Genomic DNA, 26,727 nt, shown 5'->3' with positions numbered 1-26,727 from the left:
GTGATCAGACCGCTTCTTGGCAGCGGCCGATCGCCCAGCGGATCAACTTGCGGACATCGGGGTCCGGATCGTCCATGGCCTGTTCGAGCCAGCGCAGGGCCTGCGGCGCCGCGATCTCGCCCAACGCGGCCGCGCACTCCTTGCGGACATTGCTGGTCTCGTTGTCGAGGTTGGCCCCGAGCGCCTCGATCGCGCTCGCGGCTTTCAGGCGTCCGAGGGCGTTCGCGGCCTTCACCCGCACCTGCCAGACCTCGTCGCCCATCGCCTGGATCAGCTGCACGGTGGCCTCGGGCAGCCGGATCTTGGCGATCGAAGCGGCGGCCTCCTCGCGCACCTGCCAGTGCGGGTCGCCGAGCCCTGCGACCAGCGCGGCCGCGCCCCGGCCGCCCGGTCGCACGAACACCAGCGCCGACATGGTGGCGCGCCGCACGGACGGGTCCGGGTCGGCGGCGGTCGCGATCAGCGCCGGCAGCGCCTCCTCGGCCTTCAGCCAGCCGATCACCCCGAGCCCTTCGCGGCGAACTTCGGCGCTGTCGTTCTGCAGCGCCTTCAGAGCCGCCGCGAGCGCGTCCGGAAGGGTGAGCTCGCGCAGCGCGCGCAGCGCCGCCGCCTGGACGAACGGATCGGAATGCTGGGCGCGATCGATCAGAAGCGGGCCGCAGGACGGCTCCTTCTTCTCCGCGAGCGCCTCGGCCGCGTTCTGCCGCACCGCAGCGTCAGGGTCCTCGAGCGAGCTCACGAGGCCCTCGACGACGTCCGGGCCGTCATGCTCGTCGAGCGCCTTGGCGGCCGCCGCCCTGACCTCCGGGTCGGGATCGGCGAGGCCGCTCAGCAGCAGGACCTTGGCGTCCGGGCCGACCTCCTCGGCGAGCTCCATCATCGCGACGCGGCGGATGCCCGGATCGGGATCGGTGGCCCGCTCCTTGAGATCCGCGAGATCGTCGCCGAACGGATCGAAAGGCGGCATCGCTTCCTCCTCAGCGCAGCAGATAGGGGATGTTGACCTTCACGGCGCCGGTCGGGCAGTCGGCCTCGCACGGCATGCAGTACCAGCACTCGTCGTACTTCATGTAAGCTTTCTTGCGACCGTCATCGATCGCGAGAATGTCGAGCGGACAGACGTCGACGCAGACGGTGCAGCCTTTTTCGGCGATGCACTTGGCGTCGTCGATGACGACGGCCGCGCTTTTCTGCTGGGTGATGATCGGCAATTGATCTCTCCTTACTCGGCCGCGACCGGCGTCTTGACGCGGAGCTGGTGGTAGGCGGCCATCTCATCCGCCTCCACCGGCACGACGTAAGGCGCGACCTCGCGCTTGCGGTGCGACATGCGGCCGAACTCGTCCTTGAACAGCATCGTGTGGCAGAACCACTCGTCGTCATTGGTCTCCGGGTGGTCGACCCGCAGGTGATAGAAGCCCCAGCGGCTCTCGGTCCTGTAGAGCGAGGCCGCGGCCGCCATGTCGGCGCAGTCGAGGATCGACTGCATCTCCAGCGCGCGATGCAGCTCGTGCGGATCGGTGGCGCAGAGCTGCCCGAGGTCTTCGCGGATCTCGGCGAAGCGGCGCTGGCCGATCTCCATCTTGGCGGTGACCTTGGGCGGCTCGAGATAGTCGTTCACGAGACGCCTCGTCTTGAACTCCATCTCGTGCGGCGTAAGCCCGTCGTCGCGGCGGGTGGGGGCGAGCACGCGCTCCTGCTCGGCGGCCAGGTAGCCCTCGTCATAGGCGGCCATGTCGACGCTCTCGCAATAGGAGGCGGCGTCGGCGCCCGCGATGCCGCCGTTCACGAAGGCGCCGAGCATGTAGTTGTGCGGCACGCTCGCCATGTCGCCGACGGCGTAGAGACCGGGGACCGTGGTGCGGGCGTTCTCGTCCACCCAGACGCCCGAGGCGGAGTGCCCGGAGCAGAAGCCGATCTCGGAGATGTGCATCTCCACGGGACGCTTGCGGTAATCGTTGCCCCGGCCCGCATGGAAACGGCCGCGCGACGGCCGCTCATTGGTGTGCAGGATGGTCTCGATCTCCGAGATGGTCTCCTCGGCGAGGTGGTCCATCTTCAGGTAGACCGGGCCGTTTCCGCTTTGGAGCTCGCGCCAGAACTCCAGCATCATCTGGCCCGACCAGTAATCGCACTCGATGAAGCGGTCGCCCTTGTTGTTCGCCGTGTATCCGCCGAACGGGCCGGTGACATAGGCGCAGGACGGCCCGTTGTAGTCCTTGATCAGCGGGTTGATCTGGTAGCATTCGAGGTTCGCGAGCTCGGCGCCGGCGTGATACGCCATGGCGTAGCCGTCGCCGCAGTTCGCCGCGTTCTCATAGGTGCCGAACAGGTACCCGGAGGCCGGCAGGCCCAGACGGCCGGCGGCGCCGCAGGCGAGCACCACGGCCTTGGCTTTCACCACCAGGAACTCGGAGGTGCGGGTGTTGACGCCCACCGCCCCGGCGATGCGGCCGTCCGCGGACTTCAGCAGCCGGGTCGCCATGTAGCGGTTGGTGACAGAGACCTGCAGGCGGCGCAGCTGCCGGTACAGCACCTTCTTGACGTTGTGGCCTTCCGGCATCGGCAGAACGTAGGTCCCCATGTGGTGGACCTTGCGCATGTTGTATTCGCCGGAGCCGTCCTTCTCGAACTTCACCCCGAGCCGGTCGAGGTACTGGATCATTGGGAAGGAGCCCTGCGCATAGGCCATCACGGCCTTCTGGTGGACGATCCCGTCATTGGCGACGGTGATCTCCTTCACGTACTGCTCGGGGGTGGCGTAGCCGGGCACGATCGCGTTGTTCAGCCCGTCCATGCCCATCGAGATCGCGCCGGAGCGCTTGACGTTCGCCTTCTCCATCAGGAGCACGCGAAGGCCGGGATTGGCCTCCTTGGCCTTGATCGCCGCCATCGGACCGCCGGTGCCGCCGCCGATGACGAGCAGGTCGGTCTCGACGATCTCGGTCTTGATGTCGCTTGCGCTCATGGTCGAGGTCATTCCGTCTGTTGATCGCTTGGAATGCGGGGTCAGGCGGCCTGCGCGGGCGGCGACGCCTCGCGGGCGAGGCTGCGGAGGTAGGTCCAGGGAAAGATCCCGCGGTCGTGGCCGTCGGCGAAGGTCAGGTGCACCGCGTAGCCGCCCATCGGCTCCACCGCGGTGATCGCCGCGTCCGCGAAGGCGTCCGGGAAACGGCCGTCGACGCGCGCCCGGGTGCACCAGGCGCAGCGGCAGCGCAGCCGGAGCGTCTCGGCGGGCGCTGCGGCCGAGGAGCCGTCGGCCCAGCTCATCCGCAGCGCACGACCGCCGCGGGCCAGCACCGCCTCGACGGGCGCGTCGGCCGGGTCGAACGGAGGCTGCTGCGCCGCGATGTCTTGGAGTGGATGCTGCATGTGCCAGGCCCTTTCGCGTCCTTCGAAAAGACCCGCAAAGTCCTGTCCCCGACAGCAATTAGTTGCCGCTCCGGGCGCATTGCCAGAGCCGTCCTCAGGCCGAGACGGGCTCGGCGCGCGGAGGCGCCGCGGACCGGCGCAGGCCGGGCGCGAGCGCGAGCGCGACGCCGCCCAGCGTCGCCGCGAAGCCCAGCGCCTCCACGGCGGTGAAACGGTCGCCCAACACCAGGAAGGAACCGACCGCCGCCCAAAGCGGCGCCATCAGCATGCCGGTCGCAGCGACCGAGGCCGGCAGCGCCCGCACCGCGGCGAACCAGGCGAGGTAGCCGACCGCCATCGGCCCGAGCGCCATATAGACCCAGGCGCACACGCCTGCGGCGGACAGCGGCGCGGCCGGCTGCGTCTCGCAGGCGAGCGACGCGGCCGCGAGCGCGACCCCGCCGAGGGCGAGCTGCCACGCGGTCGCGGTCAGGGCCGGCAGCGCGAGGGGCCGGCGCGCCGTCACCGCGCCGAGCCCGAACAGCGCCGCGGCCGCGACCGCGAACAGCACGCCTGGAAGCCGGGCCGCGGTCAGCTCCAGACCCGAGCCGCCGAGGATCACCGTCACGCCGACGGCCGCGATCGCGAGCGCGGCGAGCGCGCCGGCGGTCGGGCGGACGCCCTCGATCGCCCAGGACAGCAGCATCGCCCAGAGCGGCATGGTGTAGACCAGCAGCGCCCCTTCGGACGGCCGTATCCACTGGATCGACAGCGCTGAAAAACCCATCCAGGCGAACACGTTGGTGAAGGACCGCCACGCCAGCGGCCGCCACTGCGCAGGCGCCGGCAGCAGCCGGTCGCGCCGCAGCGCCGCGAGCCCTAACAGCAGCGCGGCGGCCGCCGTCGCGGCGAGCCCGCGCGCGAACATCGGCGGCGTCTCGAGCGAGATCACCTTGATGGCCGGCCAGTTGAAGCCCCAGCTGGCCGAAGCGACCAGCAGGCACGCCGCCCCAACGCCCGCGCGGATCAAGGCGCGCTCGTCCGGCAGCGCGAGCGAATGGACGGATGGGCGCAAAGCCGCGTGGCGCAAGGGGAGCCTCCCGGCCGGCGCGAGAGCCGCCGGAACGGCGCGCAAGCAATCGCGCTGCGCCTGCGAAGGACAGCAATTAGTTGCCGGAGCGGCCTTTCGGGCGCCGCCGACCGCGCCGCGGCGCGGCTTTCGCGCCCGTCGACTTGGGCTCGGCGGCGTGCCAAGAGGCGCGCCTTGGATTTGGCGGGATCAGAGGAAATGCGGGCCGGACGCCTGATGTCGCCCACGCTCGCGGTGGCGTTGTCGACGCTGTTCTGGGGAACCGCCTGGTACCCGATGCGCGTCCTGCAGGAGCGCGGGCTCGACCCCGACTGGGCCGTGGTGGTGATGTTCGGCGTGCTGTCGCTCGCGCTCGGCCCCCTGATCTGGCGCGCGCGAAATCGGCTCGCCGGCCACTGGCGCGCGCTCGGCTGGATCGGGCTGACCGGCGGCGTCGCGATGACCTGCTACTATCTCGGCGTCACGACCACGACCGTCGCGCGCGCCACCCTGCTGTTCTATCTCGCGCCGGCCTGGACCACGCTGATCGAGTTCGTCGCCCTCCGCAGGCCGATCGGCCTGACGCGCGGCCTCGAGCTCGCGCTCGGCTTCGCCGGCCTACTGGTGATCCTCGGGCCGGGCGGCGGCGGAGGCGGCGGGATCAATCTCGGCGATCTCTTCGCACTGGCGGCCGGCGCGCTTTTCGCGCTGTCGTCCTTCCTGATTCACCGTCGACCGGAGCCGGGCGCCCTCGCCTGCACCTGGTCCTGGGCGGTCGCCTCGACGCTCTCGGCCTGGCTCGCCGGCGCGCTGTTCAACGCGGACGGCCTGCAACGCGCGCTCGCCGCGCCCGACAGCCTGACTGAGACCTTCCTGCCAGCCGCGGCGCTCGGCACGCTGCTGTTCCTGCCGATGAACCTGCTCACCCTGTGGGGCGCGGCGCGCCTCGCGCCGACCCGGCTGATGCTGCTGCTGATGTGCGAGGTCGGCATCGCGTTCGCCTCGTCCGCGATCCTGGCGGACGACCCGTTCGGCCCGCGCGAACTTCTCGGATGCGCGCTGATCCTGTCCGCGACCCTCGTCGAGCCCCTCCGCCAGCGCCTCGCCGCTCCCGGCCGCCCGGGCGGCTGAGCCGGCCCGCCCGCCCAAAGTCGTCTTGCGAGGCGCCTGGGCGCGCCGCATTATAAACCGGATGGTTGACGATCGGCACACGAACCTGGACGAGGTGTTTCACGCCCTGGCGGACACCACCCGTCGGGCCATGATCGCGCGCTTGGCCTCGGGCGAGCACACCGTCGGGGAGCTCGCCCGGCCGTTCGAGATGTCGCTCAACGCCGCCGTGAAGCATGTGAAGGTCCTGGAGCGCGCCGGCCTGCTGCGCCGCAGGGTTCAGGGCCGCGCGCATTTCTGCTCGCTCGACGCGCGCCCGCTGAAGGAGGCCGCTGCCTTCGTGCGGGCCTATGAGGGGTTCTGGAGCGACCGGCTCGACGCCCTCGACAGCCTGTTGCGCCAAACCTCGCGACCCGAAAGTTGAGAATGACGAACGCTGACCCGCCGGTCGTGCTGACGCGCGTGTTGCCATCCTCTTGCGAAGAGGCCTTTCGGGCCTGGACCGAACCGGACCTGATCCGGCGCTGGCTCGCGCCCGGTCCGAACGTGGTCGAGCGCTCGGAGACCGACCTGCGCGTGGGCGGCGCCTTCATGCTGGAGACGCGCGCCCCGAACGGCGCCCGCCATCTGATCACCGGCCGCTACCGCGAGATCGTGCCGGGGCGGCGGCTGGTGCAGAGCTGGGTCTATGAAGGGCCGCTCGATCTCCTGCCGGGCGTCGAGACCGAGCTCTGCGTCGAGCTGAAGCCGCTCGACGGGGCGGGCTGCGAGCTCACGCTCACGCACCGGCGCCTCGCGCGCCCGGACGTGCGGGAGGCCTATCGGGGCGACTGGCCGACCTGCTTCGACAAGCTGCAGAACGTCCTCAGCTAGATAAAAAACGGGGGAGACGACATGAGCGCTGGAGGCGCGCCTGTTCCGCTGCGCGAACGGATCGTTCGCGTCTGGTTCCTGATCGACGCGGTCGTCGCGCTGGCGCCGCCGCTCTACTGGGCGGCGGACGGCGAGGTCGCGCCGATCCTCGGGCTCCCGGCGGCGCTGTTCTATTTCGTGGCGGTGAGCGCCTGCATCTCGGCCAGCGTGGTGTTCGCCTATTGGAGCGGCGCGCGCGACGGAGAGCAGGCGGCATGATCGTCACCTTCGGCCTGCTCGCCCTGTTCTTCGCCTATGTGGTCTGGGTGCTCCAGAGGAACCGCGTCTACGACCGCTCCTTCGCGGACTACGCGGTCGGCGGCCGCTCCTTCGGGGCGCGCTACCAGGCGATGTCGTTCCTGAACACCTGGTATCCGGGTTCGATGTTCACCGCGTTCGGCGCCCTGTCGGTCACCAGCGGGGTCATGTCGTTCTACGTGCTGTCCTACAGCCTGCTGACGGTCGTGCTGCTCTACGTGCTGGCGCGCCCGGTCTGGCTGTGGGGCAAGGCCTACGACCTCAAGACCCAGCCCGATCTGTTCGCGCTGCGCTACGGCTCGCGCCACATCCGCTCGATCGCGGCGGTGATCGGACTCGTCTCGGGACTGCCGTGGCTGGTGCTGGGGATGCAGGCGCTCGGCAACCTGTTCCAGGCGATGTCGCTCGGTCGGCTGTCCTTCGGCGCCGCCGTGGTCGTGGGCGTGCTGGTGATCGCGGTGCGCCAGATCTGGACGGTCCGCATGGGCATGCGCGGCGTCGTGATCTCGGACTATGTCCAGGGCATGGTCGCCTATGTGGGCGGCGGGCTGATGCTGGCGGGACTGATCGTCTGGCTGATGGTCGTGAAGGGCAGCTCGCTGCAGGGCCTCGACCCGCGGATGTACGCGATCCCGAGCTTCGGCTCGGCCGAGGGCCCGCTCTATATTTTCGCGCTGATCTTCACCGGCGCGCTCGGAGGCTGGTGCTGGCCGTACATCTTCGTCCGGCTGTTCACCGCAGACGGCGTCGAGAGCCTCAAGAAGTCGGCCGCGATCGCGACCCCGCTGACCTTCCTGTTCGGCGCTGCGCTGCTGATCTTCGGGATGCTGGCGTCGCAGGTCCCCGAGGCGGTGGCGAAGCCCGACGACGTCTGGTTCACGATCTCGCAGCAGGCCGGCGGGGTGGTGCTGCTGGGACTCGCCGGCGTGGTCCTGCTCGCCGCCTCGATGGGCCACACCGACGGCAACATCCAGGCCTATGGGGCGCAGCTCGCCAACGACCTCGTCGGCAACTATGTCGAGCTCGACCAGAAGGCGATGATCGTGGTCGCCAAGGTGGGGATGCTGATCATCACCCTGCTGGCCTCGTGGCTCGCCTGCCTCGAACTGCCCGCGCTGTTCTCGCTCGCGGTGCTCGCCTACCAGGGCATCATCCAGCTCGCGGTGCCGCAGTTCCTCGGCATCTTCTGGAAGCGCGGCAACAAGCAGGGCGCGCTCGCCGGGATGGTGGCCGGGTTCGCGGTGGCGGTGGGTCTGGAGCTCGCCTATGGGGGCGCCCTGCCCTTCGGCTATGGCCTGACGTCGGGCTGCTTCGGGCTTGCGGCGAACCTGCTCGTCTACCTCGCCTGCGCGTTCCTCATCCCGCAGTCGGCGGAGGAGCGGCGCCGCGTCGAGGCGCTTTTCGCAGCCATCGAGGAGAAGCGTGGGCGCGGCGCGGTCGGCGCGCCGGCGCCCGCCTGAGCCGCCTCAACCGAGGCCGGCGCGCGCCCGCGCGGCGGGGTTGCGCCACATCAGAAGCTCCGGGCGGCCGAGGCCGTCGCCGCCCGGACGTTGCGCGAACCATGCGCGGCACAGGTCGCCGAAAGCCTTGGCGGCGGGGGCGATCTGTCTCCGGCCGGAGCTGTAGAGCGCGAATTCGACGTCCGGCAGCCTGGGCAGCGCCGCGGCTACATCGGCCCGCACGAGCCCCGGACCGAGAAAGCTCTCCGCCAGAGGCGCCACGGCGAGCCCGGAACGGGCCGCCGCCTGCACGCCGGCGAGGCTCGGGCAAGCGTAGACCACATCCCAGGCCCGGCCCGCGCTTTCGAGGGCGCCGAGCGCGGCCGCCCGGTAGGCGCAGGGCTGCGGAAACAGCGCGAGCGGGACCGGCGCGCGGGCGTCGAGCCTGAGATCGGGCGCGGCCGCCCAGACCAGCCCGTCGCGGAACACCAGTTCGCCGCCCAGCTCGCCCACCGCCCGCTTGCCGAGCACGAGGTCCAGATCGCCGGCGCCGAGCCGCTCCACCAGCGCGCGGCTGACGCCGATCTCCGCGCTGAGGCGCACGTCCGGATGGATGCGGCGGAACCGGCCGAGGACCTCCGGCAGGCACTGTCCCGCGAAATCCTCCGAGGCGCCGAAGCGCAGCGCGCCGCCGAGCCGCGGCGAGCCGAGATGCTCGGTCGCGTCCTCGATCAGGGCCAGGAAGCGCCGCGCATAGCCGATCAGGATCTCGCCGTCCTCGGTGAGCGACAGCGTGCGGGTGGTCCGGTTGAGGAAGACCCGCCCGGCCTTCTGCTCGAGCCGCTTGATCTGGTGGCTGACGGTGGACTGCGTCGAGTTCAGCCGTTCGGCGGCGCGGCTGAAGCCGCCGCATTCGGCGACGGCCACGAACACGCGCAGCAGATCCGGATCGAACATCGCCAGCCCCGTTCATGGCGAAACGCCATGTTTTGTAGCTCAATAATTCATTTGTTGCATTGCGAAAGCTCGACGACCATCCGGGCGCATCCCGGTCGTGGCCCGCGCGCCCGGCCCCCCAGCCTTGCCCATCGCGCAGTACGAGAGGACCGATCCATGACCCTGCGGCGGCCGTCCCGAGACGACATCCGCGCGATCAGCGCGCGCTCGCACATCCGGCTGACCGACGCCGAGCTCGACGTCATGGAGAAGATGGTCGCTGCCAATCTCGAGCTCTACGACGAGCTCGACCAGACGCCGGAGCCCCTCCGACCGGTGGTTCCCGCCGTCCGCATCCCCGGCGTCCGCCCCTCCCCCGAAGAGGACCCGCTGAACGGCGTCGTGCGGACATGCGACGTGCGCGCCGTCGCGGCGACCGGCCCCCTGTCGGGCAAGTCGATCGGCATCAAGGACACGATCTGCGTCGCCGGCATCCCCACGAGCTGCGGCTCGCGGCTGCTCTACGATTTCATCCCGGACGCAGACGCCACCGTGGTGACGCGCATCCTGGAGGCCGGCGGCCACATCACCGCGATGCTGAACACGGACGACTTCGCGTTCTCGGGCGGCGGCCACACCAGCGCCTATGGCGCGGGGCTCAACCCCGTGAACCAGAAGCATGTCGCGGGCGGCTCGTCCTGCGGCTCGGCGACGGCGGTGGCGAGCGGCCAGGTCGACATCTCGCTCGGCGGCGACCAGGGCGGCTCGATCCGGATTCCCTCTTCATGGTCCGGCATCGTCGGCCACAAGCCGACCCACGGCCTGGTGCCCTATACGGGCATCGCCGGGTTCGACCCCACCATCGACCATGTCGGCCCGATGGCGAAGACCGTGGAGGACGCGGCGCTGCTGCTGACCGTGATCGCCGGCGTCGACGACACCGCGCGCGACATGCGCCAGCCGAGCGCGATCGAGAAGGTCGACTACGCGGCCGGGCTGACGGGCTCGATCAAGGGCCTGCGGATCGGGGTGGTGAAGGAAGGCTTCGGCACGCCCTGGTCGATGAAGGAAGTCGACAAGGCGGTGCGCGAGGCCGTCAGATATCTCGAGAAGATGGGCGCCACGGTCGAGGAGATCTCGGTCCCCGAACACGCGCGCGTGCCGGCGATCTGGAACAGCATCGCGATCGAGGGCGGCATCGCGACCTTCTACCAGGGGCTCAACGCCTACGGCACCAAGGGCTGGTACAACACCCGGCTGATGTCCGCCATGAACCGCGGCATCAAGACCAATGGCGGCGACTTCTCGCCGACCGCCAAGCTTGGCGTGGTGATGTCGGAGTATATGAGCGCGCAGTACCATGGCGTGTTCTACGGCCGCGCGCAGAATCTCGCCCGCCAGCTCACGCGGGTCTACGACAAGGTGTTCGAGACCTATGACCTCGTGGTGATGCCGACCACGCCGCAGACGGCGCACGAGATTCCGCCGCTCCCGGAAGCAAACCGCGAGGAGCACATCGCGCAGGCGCTCAACATGGTCTGCAACACGGCGGCCTTCGACCTGACCGGCCACCCCTCGATCTCGGTGCCGTGCCGCGACGTCTCGGGACTACCGGTGGGGCTGATGTTCACCGGGCGGTCGTTCGACGACCAGACGGTGCTGCGCGCCGGCCACGCCTATCTGGCGGCCTGAGGCCGGCCGCTCAGACCTCCAGCGCCTGGAAGCGATCCGGCGGCGAGGCGGCGAGCTCGGCCCAGTCGAGCTCCTCCTCCAGCGCGTGGAACACGTCGTCGCCGATCTCGCCGCGGCGACGCAGCTCCATCAGGCGCCGGCGCTTGGCGGCCAGGACCGCGCGGCGGAGCTCGTCGGCGTCGCCTTCCGCCCGTGGGTGGCGGCCGGCCTCCGCGGCGGTCCGCGACGCGGCGAACTCCCGCCGCAGCCAGCGGGCCGCCTCCCCGTCGCCTTCGCCCAGAGCGACGTCGCCGGCGTCGAGCAATTCGAGGCGGGCCTTCGTCAGCTCTTCCTCATATGCGCCGTCGCGCTCGAACCGGAGCAGGCGGATCAGCGGCGCGAGCGTCAGGCCCTGGCCGACCAGCGTGCCCAGAACCGTCGCGAAGGCCGCGAGCGCGATCAGGTCGCGCTCCGGAAACCCGGGCGGCAGCGCAAGCGCCGTCGCGAGCGTGACGAGCCCGCGCATGCCGCACCAGGAGACCGCGATCCCCTGCGCGACGGTGGGCTTCGGGCCGCGGCCGCGCCAGCGCGCGACGAGCCGGGCGAGCGCGCCATAGCCCATCACCCAGGCGAAGCGCACCACGACTACGACCACGAACACCGCGAGCGCGAACAGCGCCGCCTCCCAGAGCTCGTTCGCCGGCAGCCGGCTGACGATCTCGCGGCTTTGCAGCCCCATCAGCAGGAAGGCGGTGACGTTGAGCAGGAAGACCACCGCCTCCCACACCGAATAGGAACGCACCCGGTCGCGCGGCGAATGCCGCTCCGGCGCACCGCGAGCGACCATCATGGCGAAGGCCACCACCGCCAGGATCGGCGACAGCCCGGCCCGCTCGGCCACGATCCAGACCCCGAAGGTGCTGACGAACTCGAACAGGGTGCCGCCCAGCGTGCCGGCCAGCAATGGCAGGATGCCCACATAGGCCGCGCCCGCCAGCGCGCCCCCGATGACGCCGCCGACCGGCGCGAGCAGCAGCCAGGGCGCGAGCCCCGCGAGTCCGTCCCCGGTGGTCGCCATCGCCACGGCGGCGCTGAAGATCAGCAGGGCCGCGGCGTCGTTCAGCAGGCTTTCGCCCTGAAGCACCAGGGTGGTGGTGCGCGGCAGGCTGACCTGCCGGAGGATGGTGGTGGCCGCCGCGGCGTCGGGCGGCGCGACGATCGCCCCGAGCGCGATCCCCGCCGCGAGCGGCAGCCCCCACCAGACCGAGAGTGTCGCGACCGCGGCGGTGGTCAGCAACACAGCGACGGCCGCGAGCGCGAACAGCGGCGCCCAGTGGCGGCGCAGCTCGCGCGGCGCGAAGTCGAAGGCGGCGTCGAGCAACGCCGGCGCGATGAACAGGGCGAGCGCAAGGTGCGGCTCGATGGCGATGCGCGGCGCCCAGGGCAGCGCGGCGACGCCTACGCCGGCCACCGCCAGCATGGTCGGGTAAGGCACCGCGAGATGCCGCGAGAGCTGCAACAGCACGATGGCCGCCAGCATCAGCGTGAGCATGCTCTCAAACAGCGACATGGACGCAGCCTCAGACGCCCGGACGGCTCACGAAAGCGATAGATGATCCGGCGCCGCGCGGCGAGGCCGCGACCAACGCGCCCACCCTTCTGGAACCCGTTTTCGCGCGCGCCAGTTGAGTGGGGCCGGCGGCGCTTGTTTCGCGCCGGCTCAGCCCGTCCGATTTTCGGGCCGCTCCTGAAGGCGACATCAATGACATCCACGCTCACCAAGATCCTGGCCGTCGGCCTGGTCGGCTGCGCCCTCGGCGGATGCAGCGACGAGGCCACCGTTCCGATCGCGGAAGGCTACGGCCCGAAGCCCACGCTTCCTGCGCCGCGCGAGAGCTGGTTTCCGACCGTCAATGTCTCCAAGGCCGTCGGCTGGCCCGACGGCGGCGCGCCCAAGGCCGGCGCCGCCTTCCAGGTGACGGAGTTCGCCGAAGGACTGGACCACCCGCGCAAGGTCTACGCCCTGCCCAACGGGGACATCCTGGTGGCCGAGACCGCCGAGCCCCCGAAACCGGAGGACGGCAAGGGGATCAAGGCCTGGTTCCAGAGCTTCTTCATGGAGCGCGCCGGCGCCAAGGTGCAGAGCGCCAACCGCATCACGCTGCTGCGCGACGCCGACGGCGACGGCAAGGCCGAGATCCGCAAGACCTTCCTCACCGGCCTGAATTCGCCGTTCGGCATGGCTCTCGCCGGCGACCGGCTCTACATCGCCAACACCGACGCGATCGTCAGCGTGCCCTACAAGGAGGGCGACGAGCAGGCCACCGCCACGGTCGAGAAGCTGGTCGATCTTCCGGGCGGTCCGCTCAACCACCACTGGACCAAGGATCTGGTGGCGAGCCCCGACGGCTCCAAGCTCTACGCCACCGTCGGCTCGAACTCGAACGTCGCCGAGAACGGCATGGACGCCGAGAAGGACCGCGCCGCGATCCTCGAGGTCGACATCCCGACCAAGAACGTGCGCCTGTTCGCCTCCGGCCTGCGCAATCCGAACGGCCCGTCCTGGCAGCCCGACAGCGGCGCGCTGTGGGTCGCGGTCAACGAGCGCGACGAGATCGGGTCCGACCTCGTGCCCGACTACATGACCTCGGTGAAGGACGGCGGCTTCTACGGCTGGCCCTACAGCTACTTCGGCAAGCATGTCGACGAGCGGGTGAAGCCGCAGCGGCCGGATCTGGTCGAGAAGGCGATCGTTCCGGATTACGCGCTCGGGCCGCACACGGCCTCGCTCGGGCTCACCTTCAACACCGGCGGCCTGTTCCCGGAGCGGTACCGCAACGGCGCCTTCGTCGGCCAGCACGGCTCGTGGAACCGCCAGCCGCAGAGCGGCTACAAGGTGATCTTCGTGCCGTTCAAGGACGGCATGCCTAGCGGCCCGCCCGAGGACGTGCTGACGGGCTTCCTCAACGACAAGGGCGAGGCGCAGGGCCGGCCGGTCGGGGTCGCGATCGACAAGGCGGGCGCGCTTCTGGTCGCGGACGACGTCGGCAACAAGGTCTGGCGCGTCACTGCCGCCCAGGCCGGCTTCTAGGCCGGTCCAGGACGCGGCGGGCGGACGATCGCAGGCCCCCGCCGCGTCACTTCAGCAGATTGCCCAGCACCTTCGCGGTGTAGTCGATCATCGGCACGATGCGGGCGTAGTTGAGCCGCGTCGGGCCGATCACGCCCAGCACGCCGACGATCTTGCGGTCGCCGTCCCGGAACGGGGCCGCCACCATCGAGGAGCCGGACAGCGAGAACAGCTTGTTCTCCGATCCGATGAAGATGCGGACGCCGTCGCCCTCCTCCGCCCGGCCGAGCAGGTCGATGACGCCCTTCTTGCTCTCGAGGTCGTCGAGCAGCAGGCGGATGCGCTCCAGGTCCTCGAGCGCCTTCAGGTCCTCCAGCAGATTGGCCTGGCCGCGCACGATCAGCTGGCGCGGCTCGCCCTCCGAGGCGCCGGCCCAGCTCGCCAGTCCCGCCTCGACGACGCGCGCCGCGAGCGCGTCGAGCTCGGTCTGCGCGGTCGACAGCGCCTGCTCGAACGCCTCGCGCGCTTCGCCGAGGGTGCGCCCGCGCATCTGACCGTTGAGGAAGTTGGTCGCCTCGATCAGGACCGAGGACGGCAGGCCGCGCGGCAGCGGCAGGATGCGGTTCTCGACGGAGCCGTCCTCGCCGACCAGCACCGCCAGGGCGCGCTCCGGATCGAGCGGCACGAACTCGATATGCTTGATGGCAGGATCCTGCTTGCCCGCCAGCACCACGCCGGCGCCGCGCGACACCCCCGACAGCATCGTGGAGACGTCGGTCAGCACCTCCTCGACCGACCGCGAGCGGTTCGAGCCGCCGACCTGACGTTCGATGGCGCTCTTGTCGTCGGGCGACAGCTCGCCGACCTCCATCATGGCGTCGATGAAGAAGCGCAGGCCGAGCTCGGTCGGCAGCCTGCCGGCGCTGGTGTGCGGCGCGTAGATCAGGCCGAGCGCCTCCAGGTCCGCCATCACGTTGCGGACGGAGGCCGGCGACAGCGAGACCGACAGCAGCCGCGACACGTTGCGGGAGCCGAGCGGCTCGCCCGTCGTCAGGTAGCTGTCGACGATGCGCCGGAAGATCTCGCGCGACCTGCGGTCGAGCTGCGCGATGCCTGCGTTGGCTTCGGTGATCGGGCGTTCGATTGACATGCCTCTGAGGTAGGCCCTCGTAGCGCGCGTGAACAGGCAGGATTTAGGAAGCCGTTCGCGCGATCAAGCGCCGCCATGCTTGCGGCCGGCGCGCCGTGAGGGCAGAAGGAACGCCGTTCCCGAAAGTCTGCGAGCCCTTGATGTCGATCCGCCCGTCGAAACGCGCCCCCGAGGCCATGCGCGCCGTGTCCCTGGAGCGCGGCGTCGCGCGCTACGCGGAGGGCTCGTGCCTCGTGAAGTTCGGCGAGACGCACGTGCTGTGCGCGGCGAGCATCGAGGACAAGGCGCCCGGCTGGCTCCGCGGCCAGGGCCGCGGCTGGGTGACGGCCGAATACGCCATGCTGCCGCGCGCCACCCATGAGCGCACGCGGCGCGAGGTGAATTCCGGCAAGCCGTCCGGCCGCACGCAGGAGATCCAGCGGCTGATCGGCCGCTCGCTGCGCGCCGTGGTCGACCTGAAGATGCTGGGCGAGCGCCAGATCACCGTGGACTGCGACGTGCTGCAGGCCGACGGCGGCACCCGCACGGCCGCGATCACCGGCGCTTGGGTCGCGCTGCATGACTGCCTCGCCTGGATGAAGGCGCGCGACATGCTGAAGGGCCCGGCCCTGAAGGACCATGTCGCCGCGGTGTCGTGCGGCCTGTTCAAGGGCACGCCGGTGGTGGACCTCGACTACGCCGAGGACTCCTCGGCCGAGACGGACGCCAATTTCGTGCTGACCGGCTCGGGCGGCATCGTCGAGGTGCAGGGCACGGCCGAGGGCGCGCCGTTCTCCGAGGCCGAGCTCATGTCCCTGCTCGGGCTCGCCAAGAGCGCCTGCTCGAACCTCGTCGAGCTGCAGAAGCTCGCCGTCGCCTGAGAGGAACCGCCCGTGAGCCTCCCCGCCATCGGCCCCCGGCTCGTGATCGCGACCCACAATGCCGGCAAGCTCCGCGAGTTCCGCGAGCTGCTGGCGCCGTTCGGGCTGGAGCTGGTGTCGGCCGGCGAGCTCGGCCTGCCGGAACCGGACGAGACCGGCACGACCTACGCCGAGAACGCACACATCAAGGCGGAGGCGGCGGCCGCCGCCGCCGACCTGCCGGCGCTGGCCGACGATTCCGGGCTCGCCGTCCATGCGCTCTGGGGCGCGCCGGGCATCTTCTCCGCGCGCTGGGCCGGGCCGGACAAGGACTTCGCGGCCGCCATGCAGCGCGTCGAGGAGGATCTGCAGGACCGCGGCGCGACCGCGGCGGCGGAGCGCCGCGCCGCCTTCGTGGCGGCGCTGTGCCTCGCCTGGCCGTCCGGCGAGGCGATCGCGGTCGAGGGCTCCGTCTCGGGCGAGATCGTCTGGCCGCCGCGCGGCGGGCTGGGCTTCGGCTACGATCCGATCTTCCTGCCGGACGGCCACCAGCGCACCTTCGGCGAGATGACCGCCGACGAGAAGCATGGCGTGACCTGGGAGCCGTCGGGCCGCGGCAGCGGTCTCTCGCACCGCGCGCGCGCCTTCGGCGAGCTGATGCACGCGCTGTTTCCGGAAGGCCCGCCGCGGTGAGCGAGCCAGGCTTCGGCGTCTACGTCCACTGGCCGTTCTGCGCGGCCAAGTGCCCCTATTGCGACTTCAACAGCCACGTCCGGCGCGCCGAGGTGGACCAGACCCGGTTCCTCGCGGCCTACCGGCGCGAGATCGCCCACATGGCGGCGCTCGCGCCCGGCCGGACGGTCGCCAGCGTGTTTTTCGGCGGCGGCACGCCCTCTCTGATGAAGCCCGAGACGGTGGCCGGCGTCCTCGAGGCGATCGCGGCCGCCTGGCGGATCGAGGACGACGCCGAGATCACGCTGGAGGCCAACCCGACCAGCGTCGAGGCGGACCGTTTTCATGGCTACCGCGCCGCCGGGGTCAACCGGGTGTCGCTCGGCGTGCAGGCCCTGAACGCCGCGGACCTGCAGGGGCTCGGCCGGCTTCACACCGTCGAGGAGGCGGTCGCCGCCATGGAGCTCGCGCGAGCGATCTTTCCCCGCGTCTCCTTCGACCTGATCTACGCCCGTCCCGGCCAGTCGCCCGAAGCGTGGCGGGAGGAGCTGACCCGCGCCATCGGCTACGGCACCGAGCACCTGTCGCTCTACCAGCTGACCATCGAGGAGGGCACGCCGTTCTTCGCCCTCCACCGCGCCGGCAAGCTGAAGACGCCCGACGAGGCGATCGGGCGCGCGCTGTGGGACGTGACGCAGGAGGTCTGCGGCCATGCCGGCATGCCGGCATACGAGATCTCGAACCATGCGCGGCCCGGCTGCGAGAGCCGCCACAACCTCGTCTACTGGCGCTACGGCGAATATGCCGGGATCGGCCCCGGCGCGCATGGCCGGCTGATCGTTGACGGGGTTCGCCGCGAGCTCGCGACCGAGCGCAATCCCGAGCTCTGGGCGGCGGCCGTCGAGGCCGAAGGCTCCGGCCTCGTGGTCAACGACGCGCTGAGCCTCGAGGCCCAGGCCGACGAGTTCCTGGTGATGGGGCTGCGGCTCGCCGAAGGCATCGACCTCGCGCGCTTCCACCGCATCTCGGGCCGCAGGCTCGATCAGCGCCGCATCGACGATCTGGTGATGGACGGCATGGTCGAGAGGGTCGGCGCCGACCGGCTGCGCGTCACGCCCGAAGGCTTCCCCGTGCTCGACGCCGTGGTGGCCGATCTCGGCAGCTGACGCGGCGTTGAACGACCTGGCGTTCTGACATACGTTCGTACGGCACTTAGGAGGCTGCGATGGTCGCGCTCAAGCTCAGCCGACAGGGGAACTCGACCGGCGTGGTCCTTCCGAAGGAAGTGCTCGCGCGGATGAACCTCTCTGCCGGCGACACGATCTACCTCACCGAAGCGCCCGACGGCTATCGGCTCACTCCTTATGAGCCGGGCTTCGAGGAGCAGATGGAGGTCGCCCGCCGCATCATGAAGAAGCGTCGCAACGCTCTTCGTGAACTTGCGAAGTGAAAGAGCCCGTCTGGATATCGAAATCGACGGCCGTCGCAGCGCATGACGAGCAGATTGCGGAGCATGGGGGGCGCGGCGGGCTGATTAACGAAGGGGCGCTGGAAGCGGCGCTGCATCGGCCGCGCAATCTTCTCCATTACGGCAAGCCGGACCTCGCGGAGCTCGCGGCGTCCTACGGCTATGGTCTTGCGAAGGACCACGCATTCTCGGACGGCAACAAGAGAGTCTCGGCGGTCGTGACCGAATTGTTTCTGGAGCTGAACGGCTACGCGCTCGAACTGACCGACGCGGAGCTGGTGACGCTCTGGCTCGGCCTCGCCGGCGGAGACATCCCCGAGCAGGCCCTGGCGGACGTGCTGCGAGGGGCGATGAGACCAATGGATCCCTCGTGACCGCCATTCCGAGCGAGGCTCCCGCGGCGCGCCCGACGCCGATGATGGAGCAGTATATCGAGATCAAGTCGGCCAATCCGGACTGCCTGCTGTTCTACCGGATGGGCGACTTCTACGAGATGTTCTTCGAGGACGCGGAGGTCGCGAGCCGCGCGCTCGGCATCGCGCTGACCAAGCGCGGCAAGCATCTCGGCGAGGACATCCCGATGTGCGGCGTGCCGGTCGAGCGCGCCGACGACTATCTTCAGCGCCTGATCGCGGCCGGCTTCCGGGTCGCGGTCTGCGAGCAGACCGAGGACCCGAAGGAGGCCCGCAAGCGCGGCGCGAAGTCCGTGGTGCGCCGGGCGGTGGTGCGGCTCGTCACGCCCGGCACGCTGACCGAGGACGCGCTGCTCGAACCGCGGGCCGCGAACCTGCTGGTGGCGGTCGCGCGCGGCCGCTCGGAGGCCGGAGGGATGATCTTCGGCGTCGCCCAGGTCGACGTGTCGACCGGCGCCTTCTCGGTCGGCGAGGCCTCCGCCGCCGGTCTCGGCGCGGCGCTCGCGCGGCGCGACCCGTCCGAGATCCTGATCCCCGAAACGCTCGCCGAGGAGCTCGCCGCGGCGCTCGGCGAAACCCGCGCGGCCGTCACCCCGGTCGGCCGCGACATCGCCGACCCGGCCCGCGCGGAGGCCCGCCTCGCCCGCCATTTCGCGGTCGCGGCGGCGGAGGCGTTCGGGCTCAGCAAGCCCGAGCTCTCCGCCGCGGCGATGATCGTCGGCTATCTGGAGCGCACCCAGCTCGCGAGCCGGCCGCCGCTCGCCCGGCCGGTGCGCGAGGGCCGCGGCGCGGTGATGGAGATCGACGCCGCCACGCGGGCCAATCTGGAGCTGACGCGCAGGCTTTCGGGCGAGCGCGAAGGCAGCCTGCTCGACGCCGTCGACCGCTGCGTCACCGCCGGCGGCTCGCGCCTGCTCGCCCAGCGCATCGCCGGGCCGCTGCTCGACCCGGACGCGATCGCGGCCCGCCACGACGCCGTGCAGGCGCTGATCGACGCTCCGGAGCTCAGGCGCGCGGTCCGCGCCGCGCTCGGGCGCGCGCCCGACCTCGCCCGCGCGGCGCAACGCGTCGCCTTCGGCCGCGGCGGCCCGCGCGACCTCGCCGCGATCCGCGACGCCCTGAAGGCTGCGGAAGCGCTCGCGGAGCGCCTCGCGGCGCTCGAGACCGCGCCGGACGAACTCGCCGTCATCGCCGCCGCGCTCGCCGGGGCGGACCACGCGATGGCCGACGAGCTCGCCGCGACGCTCGCCGACGAGCTGCCGCTCAACAAGCGCGACGGCGGCTTCGTGCGGCACGGCTGCGACGCGGAGCTCGACTCCACCCGCAGCCTGCGCGACGAGAGCCGCAAGGTGATCGCCGGGCTTCAGGCGGCCTACGCCGAGGCCACCGAGATCCGCACGCTGCGGATCAAGCACAACAACGTGCTGGGCTATTTCATCGAGGCGCCGCAGCAACACGGCGAGCGGCTGCTCAAGCCGCCGCACGCCGAGACCTTCGTGCACCGCCAGACCATGGCGGGCGCGATGCGCTTCACCACCACCGAGCTCGGCGACCTCGAGCGGCGCATCGCGGAGGCGGCCGACACGGTCCTGCGCTGCGAGCTCGCGACCTTCGACCGGCTGGCGGCCCGGGTCACGGAGAGCTGGGAGAGCTGCCGGGCCTGCGCGGACGCGCTCGCGGGGCTCGACGTCGCGGCCGGCCTCGCGGAGGTCGCGGTCGAGCAGAACCTGACCCGGCCGCATGTCGACGACAGCCTCGAGTTCCGGCTGGAAGGCGCCCGCCACCCGGTGGTGGAGGCGGCGCTGCGCCGCGAGGGCAAGCCGTTCGTGGCGAACGACGCCGACCTCTCGGCCCCCGACGACGGCGGCGGACTGATCCAGCTGGTCACCGGCCCCAACATGGGTGGCAAGTCGACCTATCTGCGGCAGGCCGCGCTCTGCGCCGTGCTGGCGCAGGCCGGCGCCTTCGTGCCCGCCGCCGCCGCGCATATCGGCGCGGTGGACCGGCTGTTCAGCCGCGTCGGGGCGGCCGACGACCTCGCCCGCGGCCGCTCGACCTTCATGGTCGAGATGGTCGAGACCGCCGCGATCCTGAACTCCGCCGGCCCGCGCGCGCTCGTCATCCTCGACGAGATCGGCCGCGGCACCGCGACCTTCGACGGCCTGTCCATCGCCTGGGCGGCGATCGAGCACCTGCACGAGGTCAATCGCTGCCGGGCGCTGTTCGCCACGCATTTCCACGAGCTCACCGCGCTGAGCAAGCGCCTGCCGCGGCTGCGCAACGCCACCGTCCGGGTCGCCGAATGGAAGGGCGAGGTGGTGTTCCTGCACGAGGTCGCGCCCGGCGTCGCCGATCGCTCCTACGGCATCCAGGTCGCCAAGCTCGCCGGCCTGCCGCCCTCAGTGGTGCGGCGCGCCAAGGCGGTCCTGGATGAGCTCGAGGCCGCCGACCGCGCCTCCCCGGTGGAGCGCATGATCGACGACCTGCCGCTGTTCGCCGCCACCCGGGCCCGTCCGGAGCCGGAGGGGGAGCCGGTCCTCGAGGCGCTCGACGCGGTCGATCCGGACGCGCTCACGCCGCGCGAGGCGCTCGACGCGCTCTACCGGCTGAAGGCGCTGCGGAAGAGCTGAGAGTCGCCGCGCCCCGCGCGCAATCACCACGCTCGCCGGCATGGCGCGTTTCGCGGTTGCCCCCTATGTTTCGCGGCCTCTGATCCAAGCCCGGCTGCGCGAATCCCGATGTCGACCGTCCGCCAACGCCTGCGCGTCGCGCGCAACGCCCGTGAACTGGCCGACAGCGCCGCATTGGCGCGCGAGCTGTCGGCGCTTTCGGCGCGCCATCGCGGCGACTCCAACGCGCTTCGCCTCGCCGTGGTGGCTCACCTCAAGCAGACGCTCGCGGCCGGCCGCGAGACGGCCCGCCTCTGGCTGAACGAGGACGGCGCCGGCACGGCCTGCGCGCAGCGGCTGTCGGGCCTGATGGACGCCGTCGTGATGGCGCTGTTCCACCACGCGACCACCGACCTCTACCCGCGCGTGAACCCGAGCTCGGGCGAGCGGCTCGCCGTGGTGGCGGTCGGCGGCTACGGCCGCGGCTCGATGGCGCCCGGCTCCGACGTCGATCTGCTGTTCCTGCTGCCCTACAAGCAGACCGCCTGGGGCGAGAGCGTCGTCGAGGCGATGCTCTACGTGCTGTGGGACATGGGCCTGAAGGTAGGCCACGCGACCCGCTCGGTCGACGAGTGCATCCGCCTCTCGCACGCCGACATGACGATCCGCACCGCCGTGCTGGAGGCCCGCCGCATCACCGGCGACGAGGAGCTGTTCGAGGAGCTCACCCGCCGCTTCGACGCCGAGGTGATCGAGGGCCGGGCCGCCGAGTTCGCCGCCGCCAAGCTCGCCGAGCGCGACGAGCGCCTCGGCCGCGCCGGCGCCTCGCGCTATCTGGTCGAGCCCAACGTCAAGGAGGGCAAGGGCGGCCTGCGTGACCTGAACACGCTGTTCTGGATCGCCAAGTATGTCTGCCGGGTGCGCGACGTCGACGACCTCGTCGGCAGGGGCATCTTTTCGGCCGCCGAGCTCCGGCTCTTCAAGAAGTGCGAGGACTTCCTCTGGGCGGTGCGGTGCCATCTGCACTTCATCACCGGCCGGCCGGAGGACCGGCTGTCCTTCGACCTGCAGCGCGAGATCGCGGTCGCGCTCGGCTACACCGAGCATCCCGGCCTGCGCGACGTCGAGCGCTTCATGAAGCACTACTTCCTGGTCGCCAAGGACGTCGGCGACCTGACCGCGATCCTCTGCCACGCGCTCGAGGCGCGCCAGGAGAAGCCCAAGCCCCGGCTCGATCGCTTCCTCACCCGCTTCCGCAAGCGCAAGCCGAAGACCGCGCAGGCGAGCGAGAGCTTCGTCATCGAGGACGACCGCCTCAACGTCCGCGACGAGGGCGTGTTCGCGCGCAATCCGGTGGAGTTGATCCGCTTCTTCCAGATCGCCGGCGCGCAGGGGCTCGCCTTCCATCCGGACGCGATACGGCTGATCACCAAGTGCCTGAAGCTGGTTGACGGCGCGCTGCGCGAGAATCCGGAAGCGAACGCGCTGTTTCTCGAGATCCTGACCTCGCGGCGCAGCCCCGAGAAGGTGCTGCGGCGGATGAACGAGACCGGCGTGCTCGGCCGCTTCATCCCGGATTTCGGCCGCATCGTCGCGATGATGCAGTTCAACATGTACCACCACTACACGGTGGACGAGCATCTGCTGCGCGCGATCGGCGTTCTGGCCGAGATCGACGCGCGGGAATCCTCGGACTCGCACCCGCTCGCCAACGAGCTGATGCCGACGCTGCGCGACCGCGTGGCGCTCTATGTCGCGCTGTTCCTGCACGACGTCGCGAAGGGGCGACCGGAGGACCACTCGATCGCCGGCGCGCGGATCGCCCGCCGGCTGTGCCCGCGCCTCGGACTGACGCCGGCCCAGACCGACACCGTCGCCTGGCTGATCGAGCAGCACCTGACGATGTCGATCGTCGCCCAGTCGCGCGACCTGTCCGACCGCCGCACGATCGAGGACTTCGCCAAGATCGTGCAGAGCCCGGAACGGCTGAAGATGCTGTTCATCCTGACCATCGCCGACATCAAGGCGGTGGGCCCTGGCGTGTGGAACGGCTGGAAGGGCCAGCTGCTGCGCACGCTCTACTGGGAGACCGAGACGGTTCTGACCGGCGGCCATTCGGCCGGCGACCGCAAGAGCCTGGTGGAGCAGGCCAAGAACGACCTGCGCCAGCGGCTGACCGACTGGACAGACGCCGAGTTCGAGGCCTACGCCCAGCGCCATTACGCGCCCTACTGGCTGAAGGCCGAGCCGGAGCGCGCCGCCCAGCACGCCCGCTTCATCGCCCGCGCCGACGCGGCCGGCGAGAAGCTCGCCACCGAGGTCGCGACCGACGCCTTCCGCGGCGTCACCGAGCTCACCGTGCTCGCGCCCGACCATCCGAAGCTGCTGTCGGTGATCGCCGGCGCCTGCGCGGCGGCGGGCGCGAACATCATGGACGCCCACATCAACACCACGACCGACGGCTTCGCGCTCGACACGATCTTCATCGGCCGCGCCTTCCCGGAGGACGAGGACGAGCTGCGGCGCGCCCGCCGCATCGCCGAAAGCATCGAGCAGTCGCTGCGCGGCGAGATCCGGCTGTTCGACATCGTCGCCAGCAAGACGCGCAGCTCCGCCAAGGGCCGGCCGCGGGCCTTCGAGATCCCGCCGGAGGTCACCGTCACCAACGCCTGGTCGGACCGCCACACGGTGCTGGAGATCGTCTGCCTCGACCGGCCGGGCCTGCTCTACGAGCTCACCAACGCGATCTCGCGCCTCAACCTCAACATCGCCTCCGCGCATGTCGCGACCTTCGGCGAGCGCGCCGTCGACGTGTTCTATGTCACCGACCTGACCGGCGCGAAGATCGCGAGCGCCGCGCGCCAGACCTCGATCCGCAGCCGCCTGATGGCCGCCCTGCAGGCCGAGGACAAGCGGGCGGCGCCCGCCAAATAGGGCCGCGCCCGCCGCGGCCTCTCGCGGACGCAATGCTTCGTTGCGCTTCGTGAGGGGCCCCGCCCTGTGCGCCGGCGCCCGCAAATGGTATGGTGCGGGACGAAATCGTTGCGCTCCGCGCCGTCCCGGACGGGCGGAGAAGGAACCCGCCGGACCAGATGCAGCACTCCACCGCCGCTTCCGAGCGCGCGCTCGCCGCGACCGCGCACAAGCTGACCGCCGACCTCGCCGCCGCGAGGCCCGCGATCTATTGGGCCGACCTGATCCTGACCGCGCTCGTCGCCTATGCGGCCTTCGCGGGGGCGCTGCTGCTGCCGACCGGCCTGGAGCGCGCCGCCGCCTTCGTGGTCTCGGCGCTCGCCTTCTACCGCGGCGTCAGCTTCATCCACGAGGTCAGCCACCTTCGGCCGCAGGACGTGCCGGGCTTCAAGGCCGGCTACAACGCGCTGATCGGCGTGCCCTATCTGGTGCCCTCGCTGATGTATGAGGGCGTGCACAACCAGCATCACGCCAAGTCGCGCTACGGCACCGCGCTCGATCCCGAATACATGCCGCTCGCCCGCCAGACGGTGTGGCACGTGCTCGGCTTCATCGCGATCTCGGCGCTCGCACCCATCGGCCTGCTGATCCGCTTCGGAATCCTGACGCCGCTCGCGGCCGTGATCCCGCCGCTGCGCAAGTTCGTGGTGGAGCGCTGCTCGGCGCTGGCGATCAACCCGGCCTTCATCCGCGACCACCCGACGGACGCGCAGCGCCCGCTCTGGATCCTGCTCGAGACGCTGTGCAGCCTGTGGGCCATCAGCTTCGTCGGCCTGACGGTCGCGGGCGTGATCCCGCTGCGCGTGTTCCTGACCGCGCTCGCGCTCGGCTCCGCGGTCGCCGTGATCAACCAGCTGCGCACCCTCGTCGCCCATCACTGGGAGAACGAGGGCGACGAGATGAGCTCGACCGGCCAGTTCCTGGACAGCGTGAACGTGCCGCCGCCCTCGACGCTGCCGATGCTCTGGGCCCCGGTCGGCCTGCGCTACCACGGCCTGCACCACCTGCTGCCGCGCCTGCCCTACCACGCGCTGGGCGCCGCCCACCGCCGCCTGTGCGAGGCGCTGCCCCCCGAGAGCCCCTATCACAAGGGCAGCCATCGCGGCTTCTGGCACGTGACCGGCCGGCTGCTCGGCGCCATCCGCGACAACCGCCGCGCCCCGCGCCCGGAGATCGTGCCGGGCGAGTAGGCCCGAGGCCGCACGGCGCCGCCCTCGCTGGCGCCGCGCTTGCTCATCCCCTGCGCCGGACCTCATCGTCCGACGAACGCCAACGGGGATGACGCCCATGTGCCGCGGCGACGACGCCAACTGCCCTGAATTTCAGCTTCACTACCGCTCCTTCAAGGAGGAGCTGAGCGCCGAGCGGCGCGGCTTCCTCAAAAGCTCCTTCGTCGCGGCCGGGGGGCTGGCGACGCTCGGGGCCGCCGGCGCCGCGTCGCTGGTCACGCCGGCGCTCGCGCAGGCCTCGGCCGCGCGCGCCCCCGGCGAGCGCAGGCATCATCATCTGCCGGCGAACGCCGACACGGTGCACTGGGGTTATTTCTCGAAATCGCTCAAGCCGCGGGTCGAGGTCGAGTCCGGCGATATCGTCACGATCGAGACGCTGACGCACCACGCCAACGACGACCGCGAGCGCATGGTCGAGGGCGATCCGGGCGCCGAGAGCGTGTTCCTGTGGACCAGCGACCGGAAGGGCGTCGACCGCCGCGGCGCCGGCCCGACCGACCCCAAGGTCTACAAGAAGGGTTCTGGCGAGGGCCAGGGCGTCCACGTCATGACCGGGCCGGTCTATGTCCGCGGGGCGGAGCCGGGCGACGTGCTCGAGGTCCGCATCCTCGACTGCGCGCCGCGGCCCTGCGCCAACCCGAAGTTCCGGGGCAAGGCGTTCGGCTCCAACGCCGCCGCCTGGTGGGGCTACCACTACAACGACATGCTCGACGGCGCGAAGCGCGAGGTGGTGACGATCTATGAAGTCGACGCCACCGGATCGAAGAGCTGGGCGCAGGCGGTCTACAACTTCAAATGGACGCCGCAGACCGACCCGTTCGGCGTCGTGCACGAAACCATCGACTATCCGGGCGTGCCGGTCGACCATTCCAGGACCAGCCGCAATTTCGACGTGCTGAAGGGCGTGCGGCTGCCGATCCGGCCGCATTTCGGGACGCTCGGCCTCGCGCCCGCCGAGGCCGAGTTCGTCGACGCGATCCCGCCGAACCATGTCGGCGGCAACATCGACAACTGGCGCATCGGCAAGGGCGCGACGATGTACTACCCCGTCGCGGTCGAGGGCGCGCTGCTCTCGGTCGGCGATCCGCATGCGAGCCAGGGCGACAGCGAGCTCTGCGGCACCGCGATCGAGTGCTCGCTGACCGGCGTGTTCCAACTCATCCTGCACAAGAAGGCCGACCTGCCGGGCACGCCGCTCGAGGGGCTCGACTATCCGATGCTCGAGACCCAGGACGAATGGCTCGTGCACGGCTTCTCCTTCGCCAACTACCTGAAGGAGCTCGGGCCGGACGCGCAGTCGGCGATCTACGGCAAGTCGTCTGTCGACCTCGCGATGCGTGACGCCTTCCGCAAGATGCGCCGCTTCCTGATGGACACGCAGAAGTTGACCGAGGACGAGGCGGTGTCGCTGATGTCGATCGGGGTCGATTTCGGCGTGACCCAGGTGGTCGACGGCAACTGGGGCGTCCACGCGGTGGTGAAGAAGGACATCTTCGCCGGCCGCGCCTGAGGCTCAAAGCAAAACGGCGCCGGACTCGTCGTCCGGCGCCGTCGGCAG

General features: G+C 70.8%; 24 protein-coding genes. 16 read left to right on the top strand and 8 right to left on the bottom strand.

Annotated features, from left to right (window positions below):
• Window positions 1–4 precede the first annotated feature (4 nt).
• The 5 genes from GGR24_RS14130 to GGR24_RS14110 form a co-directional block, all read right to left on the bottom strand.
• Window positions 5–967: a HEAT repeat domain-containing protein gene (locus tag GGR24_RS14130; RefSeq protein WP_183396003.1), complete on the bottom strand. Its 963-nt coding sequence runs from the start codon at window positions 965–967 to the stop codon at window positions 5–7.
• A 10-nt stretch (window positions 968–977) separates the two neighbouring features.
• Entirely contained in the window at window positions 978–1,211 is a 234-nt protein-coding gene (locus GGR24_RS14125; protein WP_183396002.1) for a 4Fe-4S dicluster domain-containing protein, read from the bottom strand.
• An 11-nt stretch (window positions 1,212–1,222) separates the two neighbouring features.
• Window positions 1,223–2,968, bottom strand: coding sequence for a fumarate reductase/succinate dehydrogenase flavoprotein subunit (locus GGR24_RS14120; protein WP_183396001.1), 1,746 nt, complete (start codon window positions 2,966–2,968; stop codon window positions 1,223–1,225).
• Between the two features lie 41 nt (window positions 2,969–3,009).
• Window positions 3,010–3,372: a DUF971 domain-containing protein gene (locus GGR24_RS14115; RefSeq protein ID WP_183396000.1), complete on the bottom strand. Its 363-nt coding sequence runs from the start codon at window positions 3,370–3,372 to the stop codon at window positions 3,010–3,012.
• A gap of 94 nt (window positions 3,373–3,466) precedes the next feature.
• The gene (locus GGR24_RS14110) at window positions 3,467–4,441 is read right to left on the bottom strand and encodes a DMT family transporter (RefSeq protein WP_183395999.1); all 975 of its coding nucleotides are present in this window, start codon (window positions 4,439–4,441) and stop codon (window positions 3,467–3,469) included.
• Window positions 4,442–4,639: 198 nt separating this feature from the next.
• On the opposite strand from GGR24_RS14110, the gene GGR24_RS14105 reads away from it, so the two are divergent.
• The 5 genes from GGR24_RS14105 (at window position 4,640) to GGR24_RS14085 (ending at window position 8,160) form a co-directional block, all read left to right on the top strand.
• The gene (locus tag GGR24_RS14105) at window positions 4,640–5,551 is read left to right on the top strand and encodes a DMT family transporter (protein ID WP_183395998.1); all 912 of its coding nucleotides are present in this window, start codon (window positions 4,640–4,642) and stop codon (window positions 5,549–5,551) included.
• 61 nt (window positions 5,552–5,612) lie between these two features.
• Window positions 5,613–5,954, top strand: coding sequence for an ArsR/SmtB family transcription factor (locus GGR24_RS14100; protein WP_183395997.1), 342 nt, complete (start codon window positions 5,613–5,615; stop codon window positions 5,952–5,954).
• A 2-nt stretch (window positions 5,955–5,956) separates the two neighbouring features.
• Window positions 5,957–6,403, top strand: a complete 447-nt coding sequence (locus GGR24_RS14095) for an SRPBCC family protein (RefSeq protein WP_183395996.1) — start codon at window positions 5,957–5,959, stop codon at window positions 6,401–6,403.
• A 21-nt stretch (window positions 6,404–6,424) separates the two neighbouring features.
• Window positions 6,425–6,661 carry a hypothetical protein gene (locus GGR24_RS14090; protein WP_183395995.1) on the top strand — a complete coding sequence of 79 codons (237 nt, stop codon included), beginning with the start codon at window positions 6,425–6,427 and terminating at the stop codon, window positions 6,659–6,661.
• Window positions 6,658–8,160 carry a sodium:solute symporter family protein gene (locus GGR24_RS14085; RefSeq protein ID WP_183395994.1) on the top strand — a complete coding sequence of 501 codons (1,503 nt, stop codon included), beginning with the start codon at window positions 6,658–6,660 and terminating at the stop codon, window positions 8,158–8,160. Before GGR24_RS14090 ends, GGR24_RS14085 begins: the two co-directional genes overlap by 4 nt.
• A 6-nt stretch (window positions 8,161–8,166) precedes the next feature.
• Here the strand turns inward: GGR24_RS14085 and GGR24_RS14080 are convergent, their stop codons facing one another.
• Complete coding sequence (locus tag GGR24_RS14080) at window positions 8,167–9,096, bottom strand: LysR substrate-binding domain-containing protein (protein ID WP_183395993.1); 930 nt, start codon at window positions 9,094–9,096, stop codon at window positions 8,167–8,169.
• 156 nt (window positions 9,097–9,252) lie between these two features.
• Here GGR24_RS14080 and GGR24_RS14075 point away from each other — a divergent pair, with 156 nt between their 5' ends.
• Window positions 9,253–10,767 (top strand): amidase, encoded by a 1,515-nt coding sequence (locus tag GGR24_RS14075; RefSeq protein ID WP_183395992.1) that lies wholly within the window; start codon window positions 9,253–9,255, stop codon window positions 10,765–10,767.
• Between the two features lie 10 nt (window positions 10,768–10,777).
• On the opposite strand, the gene GGR24_RS14070 is transcribed toward GGR24_RS14075, so the two are convergent.
• Window positions 10,778–12,316 (bottom strand): cation:proton antiporter, encoded by a 1,539-nt coding sequence (locus GGR24_RS14070; protein ID WP_183395991.1) that lies wholly within the window; start codon window positions 12,314–12,316, stop codon window positions 10,778–10,780.
• 192 nt (window positions 12,317–12,508) lie between these two features.
• Here GGR24_RS14070 and GGR24_RS14065 point away from each other — a divergent pair, with 192 nt between their 5' ends.
• The gene (locus GGR24_RS14065) at window positions 12,509–13,837 is read left to right on the top strand and encodes a PQQ-dependent sugar dehydrogenase (protein ID WP_183395990.1); all 1,329 of its coding nucleotides are present in this window, start codon (window positions 12,509–12,511) and stop codon (window positions 13,835–13,837) included.
• A gap of 46 nt (window positions 13,838–13,883) precedes the next feature.
• On the opposite strand, the gene hrcA is transcribed toward GGR24_RS14065, so the two are convergent.
• Window positions 13,884–14,966 carry a heat-inducible transcriptional repressor HrcA gene (hrcA, locus tag GGR24_RS14060; protein WP_183395989.1) on the bottom strand — a complete coding sequence of 361 codons (1,083 nt, stop codon included), beginning with the start codon at window positions 14,964–14,966 and terminating at the stop codon, window positions 13,884–13,886.
• A gap of 146 nt (window positions 14,967–15,112) precedes the next feature.
• Between hrcA and rph the strand changes: the two genes are divergently transcribed.
• The 9 genes from rph (at window position 15,113) to GGR24_RS14015 (ending at window position 26,679) form a co-directional block, all read left to right on the top strand.
• Window positions 15,113–15,826, top strand: coding sequence for a ribonuclease PH (gene rph, locus GGR24_RS14055; protein ID WP_183396036.1), 714 nt, complete (start codon window positions 15,113–15,115; stop codon window positions 15,824–15,826).
• Between the two features lie 12 nt (window positions 15,827–15,838).
• Window positions 15,839–16,498 carry an RdgB/HAM1 family non-canonical purine NTP pyrophosphatase gene (gene rdgB, locus GGR24_RS14050; RefSeq protein ID WP_183395988.1) on the top strand — a complete coding sequence of 220 codons (660 nt, stop codon included), beginning with the start codon at window positions 15,839–15,841 and terminating at the stop codon, window positions 16,496–16,498.
• Entirely contained in the window at window positions 16,495–17,643 is a 1,149-nt protein-coding gene (hemW, locus tag GGR24_RS14045; protein ID WP_183395987.1) for a radical SAM family heme chaperone HemW, read from the top strand. The genes rdgB and hemW overlap by 4 nt, the downstream gene beginning before the upstream one ends.
• Before the next feature lie 59 nt (window positions 17,644–17,702).
• Window positions 17,703–17,927: an AbrB/MazE/SpoVT family DNA-binding domain-containing protein gene (locus GGR24_RS14040; RefSeq protein WP_183395986.1), complete on the top strand. Its 225-nt coding sequence runs from the start codon at window positions 17,703–17,705 to the stop codon at window positions 17,925–17,927.
• Window positions 17,924–18,319 (top strand): type II toxin-antitoxin system death-on-curing family toxin, encoded by a 396-nt coding sequence (locus GGR24_RS14035; protein ID WP_343066261.1) that lies wholly within the window; start codon window positions 17,924–17,926, stop codon window positions 18,317–18,319. Before GGR24_RS14040 ends, GGR24_RS14035 begins: the two co-directional genes overlap by 4 nt.
• Entirely contained in the window at window positions 18,316–20,988 is a 2,673-nt protein-coding gene (gene mutS, locus GGR24_RS14030; protein WP_183395985.1) for a DNA mismatch repair protein MutS, read from the top strand. Before GGR24_RS14035 ends, mutS begins: the two co-directional genes overlap by 4 nt.
• 108 nt (window positions 20,989–21,096) lie before the next feature.
• Entirely contained in the window at window positions 21,097–23,901 is a 2,805-nt protein-coding gene (locus tag GGR24_RS14025; protein WP_183395984.1) for a [protein-PII] uridylyltransferase, read from the top strand.
• Window positions 23,902–24,059: 158 nt separating this feature from the next.
• Window positions 24,060–25,130 carry a fatty acid desaturase family protein gene (locus tag GGR24_RS14020; protein ID WP_183395983.1) on the top strand — a complete coding sequence of 357 codons (1,071 nt, stop codon included), beginning with the start codon at window positions 24,060–24,062 and terminating at the stop codon, window positions 25,128–25,130.
• A gap of 97 nt (window positions 25,131–25,227) precedes the next feature.
• Window positions 25,228–26,679 (top strand): acetamidase/formamidase family protein, encoded by a 1,452-nt coding sequence (locus GGR24_RS14015; RefSeq protein WP_183395982.1) that lies wholly within the window; start codon window positions 25,228–25,230, stop codon window positions 26,677–26,679.
• The last annotated feature ends 48 nt before the right edge of the window (window positions 26,680–26,727 follow it).

Origin of the sequence: Hansschlegelia beijingensis, assembly GCF_014196425.1 — a bacterium.
Taxonomy (GTDB): domain Bacteria; phylum Pseudomonadota; class Alphaproteobacteria; order Rhizobiales; family Methylopilaceae; genus Methylopila; species Methylopila beijingensis.
The sequence above is the reverse complement of the archived record's forward strand: the minus strand, read 5'-3'. Positions and strand labels throughout refer to the sequence as shown.